Raw genomic sequence first — 12,727 nt, forward strand, 5'->3', positions numbered from 1 at the left:
AATAGTTAATTTCTCTACCGGTGACTGTGATAGGTTGCTTGAGCTTTTTAGCTTCTAATTGCTCAACAAGGTAGTTTGGTATTAACACATGTCGTATCAAGCCGCCTTTACCTGCTACAGTGTTTAGCTCACCACTCCGGCCCTGCCATTTCGAATCTAGGGCTGGGCGGTTATTAGGTGGTCTTTCACTTGCTTTAGAAAGAGTTAATAATTCATGGGCTCTTAAGCCTGCGACGTAAGCAAGTTGTGTTGATAATTTGAGATAAATTAGATTAGTTGTCCTTGGAAAGCATTAGTAATTTTCATACCTAGAATTTAAACCAAAAGTAATTTTGAAAATTAATAATACAAATCTAGTACAAATGCTTTTTTAGAAGTTAGCTTTAAGTTTAATGTAAGTGCAGGAGATTTAAGGGGAAGTAATGGTCGGTATGGAGAGATTCGAACTCTCGACCCCTGCCACCCCATGACAGTGCGCTACCAAGCTGCGCTACATACCGACGTTGTGTGCAATAGTACGTGTATTTTTTAAAAAATCAATAAGCGTTTGTTTAAGTGCGTATTTATTGCGCAAATGTAGGTTTTTATTACAGTTACGCAATTAAATACACTTTACTTAATTATTTTATAGCAATGACAAGAGCCAAGTAACTAATCAACTAATCAGGTAATCAGCTAAACAAGTAACTATTTAAAAAGTTTATTAAGTTAGTCATTTAACCACTGATTGATCGATTCGTACATTTCGTCTCGTAATATGGGTTGAGCTGCTTTATTGGGATGTAAGTTATCGTTTTGCATTAATTCATTTTGCCCTGCAACTTTAAGTACAAAAAAGTCCATGAGGTAGGTGTTTGTTTCTTCACTTACTTGTGTAAAACTGTCGGTGAACATTTTTGTATACCTAGGACCGTAATTAGGGGGAATGTAAATTTCCATTAAAGCGGTCTTAGCATTAGCAGCTTGGCTTTTTTTAATAATGCTGGTGAGGTTTTGCTTCATTTTTTTTACTGGAAAACCGCGTAACCCATCATTAGCACCAAGCTCAATAAGTACATGAGTTGGTTGGTATAGATCTAATAGTTCGTCTATTCGACTTAATCCACCACCACTGGTTTCGCCACTAATGCTGGCATTTACAATATAAATATCGCTTTGTTGCGCATCGTATTTATCTTGTAACAATTTAACCCAGGCTTGTTCTTGTTTAAGGCCATAGCCAGCACTTAAACTGTCTCCAAGTAATAAAATAGTGTTGTCGGCTAAAGCATGTAACGGCTTGATAACTAAAAATATAACGAAAATAAAACGTAGGATTGAATGAGTCATATGTCAGTGCTTTCTCAGGTAAATATAATTCAAGTAAATAGTTTGTCTAAAGTGGTAAGCACCTTAGAAGGTGAGTTACCTATCCTCAGCGACATAAGCTTTAATGTCAAGCAAGGTGAGTCGGTTGCCGTTGTAGGTACGTCGGGTTCAGGTAAATCTACCTTATTAAGTTTACTAGCGGGACTTGATGTAGCAAGTCATGGTGAAATTATTTTAGACGGCCAACCTCTTCATGCCCTTGATGAAGAAGCGCGCGCTGCTTTAAGAGCTAAATCTGTTGGGTTTGTTTTTCAATCATTTATGTTGGTACAAAGTTTAACGGCACTTGAAAATGTGATGCTTCCGGCCGAATTAGCAGGTAAAGATGATGCCAAAAAACAAGCACTTGAACTACTTGATAAAGTGGGGTTAAGCCACCGAATTGATCATTACCCTTCACAACTATCGGGTGGAGAGCAACAACGTGTGGCTATTGCGCGTGCATTTGTTGGTACGCCGAGTATTTTATTTGCTGATGAACCCTCGGCCAACCTTGATAGTAAAAACGGGAAAATGGTTGAGTCGTTATTATTTGATTTAAATAAGCAACATGGCACCACATTAGTGTTAGTGACTCACGATGAAGCGCTGGCGCAAAAATGCCAACATATTTTGCAAATTGAAGCCGGTAAACTGGTAAAAAATGCAAGAGGGGAGAGCGAAGATGTGGGCTAAGTTAGCGTTAAAACTATTTGCTCGCGAGTTTAGACGAGGGGAGCTAACTGTTATTAGTGCTGCCATTGCACTTGCTGTATTAACCGTACTTACGCTTTCGATGGTGACTGAGCGTATTTCACAAAGCATTGAGCAAAAAAGCAGTACGTTTATTGCAGCCGATAGGGTGTTATCAAGTAATCATAAAATAGATCCTGCGTTTATTGAGTACGCCCAGCAGCAAAATTTGCAAACAGCAAATATGCTGTACTTTGACACCATGTTATTTGCCAATGACGAAATGCAGTTTAGCTCTGTTAAAGCAGCCTCTAATGCTTATCCTTTAAAAGGTAATCTTAAAGTTAAGTCGAGTTTAGACGGTACTTTAGAAACCTTGTCTCATGGTCCGGGAATTGGGAAGGTATGGTTAAGCGAGTCGGTTTTTTATAGTTTAAATATTAATGTTGGCGACTCGGTTGAGCTTGGTGCTGCGCTATTTGAGGTAGAAAAGGTCGTAGTAGAAGAACCCGATGCCCCTTTTAATATATTTTCGAGTAGCCGTAGGGTATTAATTAATATTGCCGACGTGCCTAAAACCGAAGTGATCCAGCCGGGAAGCCGCGTGTTTTACCGCCAATTATTTGCAGGCGAGCCTCAAGATATTGAGCGTTTTTATGAGTGGCTAAAACCACAAATGAAAGAAAACCAAAAATGGTATGGAGTAAAAGACAGACAGTCTCCTATTTCTAATAGTTTAAACCGTGCCGAAAGCTTTTTACTTTTAGCGGGCTTGTTGGGAATTATTTTAGCCGCAGTGGCTATTGCTGTATCGGCAAAACGTTACTGCGAGCGACAATACGACCCTGTTGCCATGATGAAAACATTGGGCGGGAGTCGGGCGCTTATACGTAAAATTTACCTGGCCCATTTATTGTTAGTGTGTTTGTTAGCGATATCGGTAGGCCTTGCGATTGGCTATGTATTGCAAGAAATTGCCACTTATTATTTAGCAAAAAGTATGGCAACAGCGCTGCCTATGGGAGGCATAAAGCCGTGGTTTGTGTCGATTAGCACCGGATTAATTTGTGCGGTTATGTTTTCGATAAAACCATTATTGGATTTATTCGATATTCCGCCACTTAGAGTACTTAGACGTAATCTGGGTGATACTTTAGCTGTTAGCCGTATTCATTTAGCGCTTAGTGCTGCTACCGTATTTTTACTTATGTGGTTATTTAGCAACAACCTGAAGCTGTCGGTGATGTTATTTGCATCGACCCTGGCATTAATTGTGGTGTTGTTTGTTGTATCTAAATTATTATTTGGTGGAAGTAGAAAGCTAGGATTAAAGCCGGGAAATAGTTGGTCATTAGCAATTGCTTCTATTCAAAAACGCGCAAATGTAAACGCGGTGCAGTTAGTTAGTTTTTCTTTGGCTATAAAGTTGTTATTGTTTTTAATCGTGCTTAAAAACGACATGATTGCTGATTGGCAATCACAGTTACCCAGTGACGCACCCAATGCATTTTTAGTTAACATAACTGAAAATGAACTTTCGCCAATTAATGCTTATTTAGCAGAGAAAAACATTCAAGTTTCTGACTTTTATCCCACTATACGTGGCCGTGTTAATGCGATTAATGGCGAATTAGTGGCACGTTCGGTTTCGTTAGAAGATAACGAAGAAAAAGATGAAGATGCCCGCCAAGGTCTTGGCCGAGAACTCAATTTAACTTGGCGCAGCGAACTGCCGTCGCAAAATGAATTAACGCAAGGTGATTGGTTTGCAAACGATGCCGTAGCCGAAGCGTCGCTTGAAGAGTCGATGCTTGAGCGTTTAGACGTTGAGTTAGGTGACACCTTAACCTTTTTAATTGGTGCGCAGTCATTCGATGCCAAAATAACCAGTGTGCGTAAGGTTAATTGGACCAGCCTTAAGCCTAATTTTTATATTATTTTAAGTCCCGATGTACTTAAAAACTATCCGGCGACCTATATTTCATCGGTGCGAATAGAAGCACAGCAGAAAAAAGATTTTAGCCAGCTCCTACGTACATACCCAACGGTTACTGCGATTGATGTTGATAATTTTGTTAAGCAAATACAATCTACGATTGAGCAAGTGTCGTTAGCCATTGGTTTTGTTTTGGCGATTGTTGTGATGTGTGGCGCGTTGGTATTAATTTCTCAAGTGCAGGCGAGTTTAGGCGAGCGAATGCAAGAAATCGTTATTTTAAGAACGCTAGGTGCAAAAGGGTCATTAATTAAAAACGCTATTTTATATGAGTTTTTAATTTTAGGCGGTTTTGCAGGATTTGTAGCGGCGTTATTTAGCGATGTCACTTTATTAATAGTACAGCAACAAACGTTTGATTTGGCGGGTAAGTTGCATCCAGAAATTTGGTTTATTGGCCCGGTAGTAGGCGGTGTTTTTGTCGCTACATTGGGTTATTTTATGATTGCACGAACACTAAAACAAAATACGCAAGGTTTGGTCCGTGCGTTAGCGTAAAGAGTGTGTGGTACATTTAAATAAAAATCGCCCACTTAATTGTGGGCGTTTTATTTATTGGGTACTGGTAATTTATACAGTGCTCTGGCATTATTACCTCAACATAGTAAATAACAATAAAGAGAATACCCCTTGGCCATTATTTTAGGCATTGATCCAGGCTCTCGATTCACGGGTTATGGCGTTATCGCTCACCAAGGCGCAAAATTTACCTATTTAGGCAGTGGCTGTATTAAACTTGCTGATCATGAGTTTGCGGTACGTCTTAAAATGATTTACCAAGGAATAAGCCAACTTGTCGAGCAGTTTTCGCCTACTACGTTTGCTATCGAAAAAGTATTTATGGCTCATAACCCCGACTCAGCTTTAAAGCTAGGCCAAGCACGTGGTGCGGCTATTGTGGGAGCCGCGATGAAAGATCTCCCTGTATTTGAATATTCAGCACGGCAAATAAAACAAGCGGTTGTAGGCAATGGTGGTGCCGATAAAACTCAAGTACAACATATGGTTAAAAACATATTAAAGTTACCGGGTACACCTCAGGCTGATGCTGCCGATGCCTTAGCAATTGCTATTTGTCATGCACACTCTGAACAAAATTTAATAAAGCTAGCGGGAAATGCCAGTAAAACCGTTAGAGGACGTTTAAGGAAATAAATATGATTGGTCGTTTAAATGGTATTTTAGTTGAAAAACAAGCTCCCGAAATTTTATTAGAAGCCGGTGGAGTCGGTTATGAAGTGCAAATGCCAATGACGTGTTTTTACGACTTACCTAATGTTGGCGAAAACGCCATTATTTATACACACTTTGTTGTGCGTGAAGATGCGCAATTACTCTTTGGTTTTAACAATAAAACAGAGCGTGCTTTATTTAGAGAACTATTAAAAGCAAATGGAGTGGGACCTAAATTAGGTTTGGCAATATTATCGGGCATGTCTGCACAGCAGTTTGTAAACTGTGTGAGTAACGAAGATGCAACCACTTTAGTTAAGTTACCTGGGGTCGGCAAAAAAACAGCAGAGCGTTTAGTACTCGAAATGAAAGATAGGCTAAAAAATTGGGGTAATGATTTATTTACGCCATATAGTGACAGCGCAGTGATAGAGCCGGTTAGTGACGCGATCATTGCGAATAATGCAGCCGATGATGCGGTTTCGGCTTTACTTGCATTAGGTTATAAATTGCCTCAGGCACAAAAAGCAGTAAAATCAGTTAGTAAACCTGATATGAGCACAGAAGTGCTGATTAAAGAATCATTAAAGTCAATGTTGTGAGAAAACCATGATTGAAGCGGATCGTTTAATAGATGCGACAGAGCAAACCAATGAAGATACGATCGATCGCGCAATTCGGCCAAAGTTACTAGCCGACTACCGCGGTCAGCCACATGTTAAACAACAAATGGAAATTTTTATTGAAGCGGCCCGCAGTCGTTCAGAAGCACTTGATCATTTACTTATATTTGGTCCACCGGGTTTAGGTAAAACAACTTTAGCGAATATTGTTGCCAACGAGTTAGAGGTAAATATTAAAACCACCTCGGGCCCAGTACTTGAAAAAGCCGGTGATTTAGCCGCATTACTGACTAACCTTGAGCAAGGTGATGTTTTATTTATTGATGAAATACATAGATTAAGCCCACAAGTTGAAGAAATTTTATACCCTGCAATGGAAGATTATCAGCTTGATATTATGATAGGCGAGGGGCCTGCTGCGCGCTCCATTAAACTAGACTTACCGCCATTTACATTAATTGGCGCTACTACACGAGCTGGTTCGCTTACTTCACCACTGCGCGATAGATTTGGTATTGTACAGCGATTAGAGTTTTATTCGGTTGCTGATTTATCACATATTGTAAATCGTTCTGCCGATTATTTAGCACTTGAGATGTGTGACGATGGGGCTCGCGAAATCGCAAAACGATCACGAGGTACGCCGCGCATAGCCAATAGATTGTTACGCCGAGTGCGTGATTATACCCAAGTTAAATCAGACGGGACCGTGAATGCGGATGTTGCCCAGCAAGCACTCGATATGATTGATGTCGATAAAAGTGGTTTTGATTATATGGACCGTAAATATCTGTTGGCGATTATAGAGAAGTTTATGGGCGGACCGGTGGGTCTTGATAACGTTGCAGCAGCGATTGGTGAAGAAAAAGAAACAATAGAAGATGTTATTGAACCATTTTTAATCCAACAAGGCTTTATTCAACGCACGCCACGTGGACGTATTGTATCAGACAGTGCGTATTTACACTTTGATTTAACACCAAATAAAAAGTAACTATTTTACCTTCTATTAGTGAGCCCATTATATGCTGGGCTTACTTTATTGCACGTTTGTGCATTCAACGTATGCTTTTGTAAAGCAACCTACAAAAAATTCACTTCACGTTAATACAGTAATCTCTATGCTAGCCATGGTTTTTTAAAGGCAAAAAAAAACCCGCATATAATGCGGGTAAACAACAAGTTGAAGGAAGTTTCCAGGGAACTATGGTGTTACCAATTTAAAATTAATCAGTAACACAGTAATACGATAAATCATCCTATTACAGTAGTAAGGCTTAATGTAAACACATTATTTAACGCCTTAACTAAGATGTAATCATAATACCGATTGTGAGTGGGTAGTTCAAACTAGAAAATTTAAATTTTCAGATAAAAAAAACTAATGCGATGAATTTATAGAGTGATTATATGCTGTATGTTATTTATACCATACTGCTGTAAGTTTATGAAAATAATGATTTCTATAAACTAATATGTAAATTTATTGCATTAGATAATTTATTATAAATAATTTAAATGAGTGCGTTGTGATTGTTTATGCACGATAAGTGAATAAAGCGGGCATTTTAACCTGTTTTACTTCATATTTAAGCAACCCGCTTAAAGGGAACTGTTAACATTGTTTGTAATTAATACAATTAAAAAGTTTTTATCCCTTTTTACGGGTTATTGATAGTAATACCGTTGTCAGCAAGTTTTGTACTCGATACACTAGCTGCAACTTTTGGCCTTATCACAGGTCATACAGAAATCAATTTATTACACTAAAGTGTACACTTAGGAGTTTAATGTGAGTTCAGGGCTTAATTTTTTAGATTTAATTCTAGAGGCAAGTTTATTAGTGCAGCTAGTGATGTTGGCATTGGTTGGCATGTCTATAATGTCGTGGGCTATTATCTTTCAGCGTAAAAAAGCTATTTCGACAGCGCTAAACGATGCAAAGAAGTTTGAGCAAAAATTTTGGTCTGGGGTTGATTTAAGTAAGCTTTATCAAGAAATATCGGCTCGCAGTGGTAAAAACCAAGGAATAGAAGCGCTTTTTACCGCAGGCTTTAAAGAGTTTGCTCGCCATAAAAAAAATACCTTCCAAAGTGCTGGTATTGTTATGGAAGGGACGCACCGCTCAATGCGTGTTGCGCTATCACGCGAAATTGAAAAAATAGAGTCGAGCTTGTCGTTTTTAGCAACTGTTGGCTCTATTAGTCCATATATCGGATTGTTTGGCACCGTTTGGGGTATTATGAATGCATTTATCGCTTTAGGTGAAGTAAAACAAGCCACCTTACAAATGGTTGCACCGGGGATTGCTGAGGCACTTATTGCTACTGCAATGGGCCTTTTTGCTGCTATTCCTGCTGTTATTGCATATAACCGTTTTGCAAATAAAGTAGAAAAATTAGAATCACACTACATTAACTTTATGGAAGAATTTGCAAATATATTACACCGCCAGGCTGCGACTCAAATAGAGGCAAATGCGAATGTTTCAGCGTAAAAAACGTCGCCCAGTAGCTGAAATAAATGTAGTTCCGTACATTGATGTAATGTTAGTGCTGCTTATTATTTTTATGGCTACAGCGCCCTTAATTACTCATGGTGTTAAAGTTGACTTACCAAAAATGACTGAGTCAGATATGGTTGATACCAAAGATGCACCTCCTATTATTGCTTCAATTGATGCACAGGGTAAGTATTACGTGAGCGTCGGCACTGATCCCGAAGAGCCAATGGAAGCGCTTGATGTTGCGGCTGTTATAAAACTACAGTTAATGAAAAACCCGGATGTACCAGTAATGATAAAAGGCTCAGGTAAAGTTTCTTATCAAGAAGTTTTATTACTCATGGACTTTTTAAAAAGTGCGGGTGTTCCTTCTGTTGGCTTAATGACAGAATCGTTTGAGGGGAAATCATAACCTCATGAGTATCTCTGTATTAAAATCAATTATTTTACACCTAGGCTTAGCTGGCTTTTTGTACATCACCGCTAATTTACAACCTTCAACACCAAAAGTGATGGAAGTAACGCTTAATGTAAATACCCCGGTTATTGACGAAAATGAACACGCGGTGTCGGCTGTGACGGTTGATCAGCAACAAGTTAATAAAAAAATAGCTGAATTAAGAAACAAAGAAGCAGCAAAAAAACGGGCCGAAGAAAAACGCATTCGTGAATTAGAAAAACGCGCTAATACAGCACGAAATCAGCGTGAAGCTGAAAGTCGTCGTATTAAAAAGTTAGAACGTGAACGCAAGGCGAAAGAAAAAGAAACCGCACAAGCGCAAGCACAAGCTAAAAAAGCACGCGCAATAGAGCAAAAAGAGCGTGAAAAAGCGAAGCAAGCTGAAAAGCAAAAATTAGCTGCAGAAACGGCGGCTAAAAATGCAGCAGCTAAGCGTAAAGCTGAAGAAGATGCATTGAAAAAAGCAGAGCAGGCTCGTAAGAAAGCCGAAGCTGAGCGTAAACAACGTGAAGCTGCAGCTGAGAAAAAACGCCAGCAAGCATTGCAAGAACAAATGCTTCAAGATCAGTTAGCAAAAGAGCAAGCGGCACGAAATAAAATTCGTCAACAACAAGTCGTTAGCGAAGTTGATAAATACAAAGCATTAATAATGGCACGTATTCAACAAAACTTGCTGATAGATGAAAAAATGAAAAATAAACAGTGTCGAGTAAATATTCGTTTAGGTTTTAATGGCTTAGTGACACAAGTTAAGTCTTTAGGTGGTGATAAATTAGTCTGTGAAGCCGCGCTACGTGCTGTTAGAATGGCCGATACATTACCTGTTTCTAAAGACAGAGATGTTTTCAACGAACTTAAAAATATAAACTTAACTATAAAACCACAGTTTTAAAGGGATAAAATGTTTAATACAATAAAAGTAGCTTGTTTAGTTATATTATTAGGCTTTAATTCGCTCGCTCATGCGGCACTCGAAATTGTAATTACTGAAGGTGTAGATGGGGCGCGACCTATCGCGATAGTCCCTTTTAAATACAATGGTATTGGCCCAATCCCAAGTGAGTTAAATACAGTGATAGCGGCTGATTTAATGCGCAGTGGTAAGTTTAAGCCGATTGATGTGGCACAAATGCCGCAACAGCCAAGTGTTGATAATGAAGTTGATTATTCTGCATGGGTAAATAAAGGTGTCGAAGCCATATTAGTTGGCAGTATCGAGCAGCAAACAGATGGCCGTTACCTGATTAGTTATGAATTAATTGATGTTATTCGTGGACAAATTACTGGCGGACAAACGCAAATGATGTCAAACGGTCAATTAATTAAAAGTGATGACCATATTCTTGAAGCAAGAAATAGTGTCATTACACTTGATGGTTTTCGTCGTTATTCGCATCGAATTAGTGACGTGATTTATGAAAAGCTAACAGGTGAAAAAGGCGCGTTTTTAACTAAGATTGCCTATGTAATTGTGCGTGATAATGATGAGAAACCCTATCAGTTAGTGGTTGCTGATTACGATGGCTTTAATGAACAAGTTTTATTACGCTCAAAAGAGCCGTTAATGTCGCCTTCATGGTCGCCTGATGGAACAAAATTAGCGTATGTTACTTTTGAGAACAGACAAAGCCAAATTTATATTCAAGATTTATACACAGGTCGCCGTGATCTGATTGCAAGTTACCCGGGTATAAATGGGGCTCCACAATTTTCACCAGATGGGAAAAAATTGCTGTTAGTGCTTTCAAAAGATAAAGGCGGTGCAACTGAAATCTACGTATTAGATTTAATTACAGGGCAAGAAAAACGCTTAACACGCCACCGTAGTATAGATACTGAGCCATCTTGGTTCCCAAATGGGCAAGATATTGTGTTTACATCTGAAAGGGGTGGTAATGCTCAGATTTATAAGTTAAATTTAAACACAGGTAGGTCGCAAAGATTATCATTTGATGGTGATATGAATCTTGCAGGATCGATAACGCCTGATGGTAAAGAATTAGTAATGGTGAACCGAACACACGGGAATTACCATCTTGCTAAGAAAGAGTTGGCTACAGGGGCGTTTCAGGTATTAACCAGAACTCGTCTTGATGAATCACCGAGTATAGCGCCAAATGGCTCGATGATAATATATAGCACACTCCATAATAATAAACAGGTACTTGCGCTGGTATCTATGGATGGCCGTTTTAAAGCACGTTTACCTGTGCTAGAAGGGCAAGTAAAGGCGCCAGCTTGGTCGCCATATTTACAGTAATTTTGCTGGTTTACTCAAAATAGGAATCTACTAAATGCAACTTAATAAAACACTTAAAGGTATGCTAATTGCTTTACCAGTTATGACTTTAGCAGCATGTAGCTCATCAGAAAATATTGATGAAAGCGCCGCTAATCAAGCTAATCAAGCAGCTGAAACAATGGCAAACAACACTGACACTGTTGAGGTAGCTACACTTACTCCAGCTCAACAGGCTGAAGAAGAGCTTCGTCAAAAATACGAAGCGCTACGTCAAGAGCAAGTTATTTATTTTGACTTTGATAAAGCAACCGTTGAAAGTAAGTATGCTGATCTTCTTCGCGCACATGCCGAGTTTTTAGTTAAAAACCCGTCAGTAAAAGTACTTATTGAAGGTCATGCCGATGAGCGTGGTACGCCAGAGTATAACATTGCACTAGGTGAAAACCGTGGTCAAGCTGTTGAAAAATACCTACAAAGCTTAGGTGTTTCTGCAAGCCAAACTTCAGTAGTTAGCTATGGTGAAGAAAAGCCAATGGTTAAATCTCGTACTGAAGACGCTTTCGCTAAAAACCGTCGTGCGGTTCTAGTTTACTAAGATAAGAGATATTATGAAGCCGAAAATTATTTTGGCAGCTATGATATTGAGCGGGAGCACCCAAGTATTGGCTGCTCCCGCTCCTGTTTCAGAAGCTGCGAGTTCACAATCAAGTATTGAAAAACGTTTAGCATCTTTAGAAAGTATGATGCAGTCTCGAAATATGCTGCAATTAGAGCTACAGCAGCAATTAAGTTTCTTGCAAGACGAGGTTAGTCAGATCAGAGGGGTTACTGAAGAGCAAAGTTATAAGCTTGAAAAAGTCCTCCAGCGTCAACGTGAACTGTATCAAGAAATAGAAAACAGAGTGACCCAAGCATACAGCCAACCAGTCGCTACCACAGAGCCTACAAGTGATTATTCACAATCAGCAAGTACACAATCATATAGTAGCGATCTATCTGAGAATGAAGCTTACGAGCGTGCTGTTGCATTAATAATGAAAGACAAACGCTATGATCAGGCTATTCCTGAGTTTCAAACATTTTTAACGACATACCCTGAGTCAGTTTATACCTCAAACGCACATTATTGGTTAGGGCAGTTATTGACGATAAAAGGCGAAAGTGTCAAAGCCAGTGAACACTTTAAAATTGTTGTTAATGAGTTTCCTAATTCGAATAAGCGTGCTGATGCTATGTTAAAGTTAGGGATACTATTACAAGAACAAGGTTTAATAAGCGAAGCTACGGCTAATTTCAACGATTTAATTTCTCAATATCCAAGCACAACAGCTGCAAAATTGGCGACAGAGCGTTTGTCTAATTAATTGAACAAACAGATGTTGAGCGAAATTAAACGTTAAAATTTAAGTGAAAAAATAACATTAAATCTATATTTACACTTAGTTTTACAATAAACGCTGCAAAATTGTGCATGTAGACATAAAAACTTAAAAAAAGAGACAATTTCGGTTGCACTCAATTTTTAAATAAGTATTATAAGCGCCCGCAGCAAACGAATGGTTAACCCAATCTAACTGCGGGAAAAATAGAGCGGGTCATTAGCTCAGTTGGTAGAGCAGTGGACTTTTAATCCATTGGTCGATGGTTCAAGTCCATCATGACCCACCATTTTATATTTTTATAAAATGGC

The 12,727-nt window shown here is 38.9% G+C and carries 12 protein-coding genes and 2 tRNA genes; 12 read left to right on the top strand and 2 right to left on the bottom strand.

The features are described from left to right. Positions 1–423: 423 nt before the first annotated feature. Both J8L70_RS15805 and J8L70_RS15810 read right to left on the bottom strand, forming a co-directional pair. Positions 424–500, bottom strand: a tRNA-Pro gene (locus J8L70_RS15805). A 208-nt stretch (positions 501–708) separates the two neighbouring features. After that, positions 709–1,329, bottom strand: coding sequence for an arylesterase (locus J8L70_RS15810; RefSeq protein ID WP_211056537.1), 621 nt, complete (start codon positions 1,327–1,329; stop codon positions 709–711). Between J8L70_RS15810 and J8L70_RS15815 the strand changes: the two genes are divergently transcribed. From J8L70_RS15815 to J8L70_RS15870, 12 genes are all read left to right on the top strand, one after another. Continuing rightward, a complete protein-coding gene (locus J8L70_RS15815) occupies positions 1,330–2,043 on the top strand; it encodes an ABC transporter ATP-binding protein (protein WP_211056548.1) in 714 nt (237 codons plus the stop codon). Continuing rightward, entirely contained in the window at positions 2,033–4,534 is a 2,502-nt protein-coding gene (locus tag J8L70_RS15820; protein ID WP_211056538.1) for an FtsX-like permease family protein, read from the top strand. The genes J8L70_RS15815 and J8L70_RS15820 overlap by 11 nt, the downstream gene beginning before the upstream one ends. A gap of 132 nt (positions 4,535–4,666) precedes the next feature. Further along, entirely contained in the window at positions 4,667–5,191 is a 525-nt protein-coding gene (ruvC, locus tag J8L70_RS15825) for a crossover junction endodeoxyribonuclease RuvC (RefSeq protein WP_211056539.1), read from the top strand. Positions 5,192–5,193: 2 nt separating this feature from the next. Continuing rightward, positions 5,194–5,811: a Holliday junction branch migration protein RuvA gene (gene ruvA, locus J8L70_RS15830; RefSeq protein ID WP_211056540.1), complete on the top strand. Its 618-nt coding sequence runs from the start codon at positions 5,194–5,196 to the stop codon at positions 5,809–5,811. Positions 5,812–5,818: 7 nt separating this feature from the next. Next, positions 5,819–6,826 carry a Holliday junction branch migration DNA helicase RuvB gene (gene ruvB, locus J8L70_RS15835; RefSeq protein ID WP_211056541.1) on the top strand — a complete coding sequence of 336 codons (1,008 nt, stop codon included), beginning with the start codon at positions 5,819–5,821 and terminating at the stop codon, positions 6,824–6,826. A gap of 798 nt (positions 6,827–7,624) precedes the next feature. Next, the gene (gene tolQ, locus J8L70_RS15840) at positions 7,625–8,329 is read left to right on the top strand and encodes a protein TolQ (protein ID WP_211056542.1); all 705 of its coding nucleotides are present in this window, start codon (positions 7,625–7,627) and stop codon (positions 8,327–8,329) included. Then, positions 8,316–8,747 (top strand): protein TolR, encoded by a 432-nt coding sequence (gene tolR / locus J8L70_RS15845; protein ID WP_211056543.1) that lies wholly within the window; start codon positions 8,316–8,318, stop codon positions 8,745–8,747. Before tolQ ends, tolR begins: the two co-directional genes overlap by 14 nt. Positions 8,748–8,751: 4 nt before the next feature. Continuing rightward, on the top strand, positions 8,752–9,687 hold the full coding sequence (gene tolA / locus J8L70_RS15850; RefSeq protein WP_211056544.1) for a cell envelope integrity protein TolA: 936 nt from the start codon (positions 8,752–8,754) through the stop codon (positions 9,685–9,687). Positions 9,688–9,696: 9 nt separating this feature from the next. Beyond that, positions 9,697–11,055 carry a Tol-Pal system beta propeller repeat protein TolB gene (gene tolB, locus J8L70_RS15855; RefSeq protein ID WP_211056545.1) on the top strand — a complete coding sequence of 453 codons (1,359 nt, stop codon included), beginning with the start codon at positions 9,697–9,699 and terminating at the stop codon, positions 11,053–11,055. Positions 11,056–11,089: 34 nt separating this feature from the next. Then, on the top strand, positions 11,090–11,632 hold the full coding sequence (gene pal / locus J8L70_RS15860) for a peptidoglycan-associated lipoprotein Pal (RefSeq protein ID WP_211056546.1): 543 nt from the start codon (positions 11,090–11,092) through the stop codon (positions 11,630–11,632). Positions 11,633–11,645: 13 nt separating this feature from the next. After that, a complete protein-coding gene (gene ybgF, locus J8L70_RS15865) occupies positions 11,646–12,401 on the top strand; it encodes a tol-pal system protein YbgF (protein WP_211056547.1) in 756 nt (251 codons plus the stop codon). Between the two features lie 228 nt (positions 12,402–12,629). Continuing rightward, a tRNA-Lys gene (locus tag J8L70_RS15870) sits at positions 12,630–12,705 on the top strand. Positions 12,706–12,727: the final 22 nt, after the last annotated feature.

Source organism: Pseudoalteromonas sp. MMG010 (genome assembly GCF_018100905.1).
In the GTDB taxonomy this organism is placed as follows: domain Bacteria; phylum Pseudomonadota; class Gammaproteobacteria; order Enterobacterales; family Alteromonadaceae; genus Pseudoalteromonas.

What these genes read in the sequence shown, in the direction of transcription:
- pal (WP_211056546.1), top strand. Translation starts at nt 11,090, where the DNA reads ATGCAACTTAATAAAACACTTAAAGGTATGCTAATTGCTTTACCAGTT.
- ruvA (WP_211056540.1), top strand. Translation starts at nt 5,194, where the DNA reads ATGATTGGTCGTTTAAATGGTATTTTAGTTGAAAAACAAGCTCCCGAA.
- J8L70_RS15820 (WP_211056538.1), top strand. Translation starts at nt 2,033, where the DNA reads ATGTGGGCTAAGTTAGCGTTAAAACTATTTGCTCGCGAGTTTAGACGA.
- ruvB (WP_211056541.1), top strand. Translation starts at nt 5,819, where the DNA reads ATGATTGAAGCGGATCGTTTAATAGATGCGACAGAGCAAACCAATGAA.
- tolA (WP_211056544.1), top strand. Translation starts at nt 8,752, where the DNA reads ATGAGTATCTCTGTATTAAAATCAATTATTTTACACCTAGGCTTAGCT.
- tolB (WP_211056545.1), top strand. Translation starts at nt 9,697, where the DNA reads ATGTTTAATACAATAAAAGTAGCTTGTTTAGTTATATTATTAGGCTTT.
- ybgF (WP_211056547.1), top strand. Translation starts at nt 11,646, where the DNA reads ATGAAGCCGAAAATTATTTTGGCAGCTATGATATTGAGCGGGAGCACC.
- J8L70_RS15810 (WP_211056537.1), bottom strand. Translation starts at nt 1,329, where the DNA reads ATGACTCATTCAATCCTACGTTTTATTTTCGTTATATTTTTAGTTATC.
- tolR (WP_211056543.1), top strand. Translation starts at nt 8,316, where the DNA reads ATGTTTCAGCGTAAAAAACGTCGCCCAGTAGCTGAAATAAATGTAGTT.
- J8L70_RS15815 (WP_211056548.1), top strand. Translation starts at nt 1,330, where the DNA reads ATGTCAGTGCTTTCTCAGGTAAATATAATTCAAGTAAATAGTTTGTCT.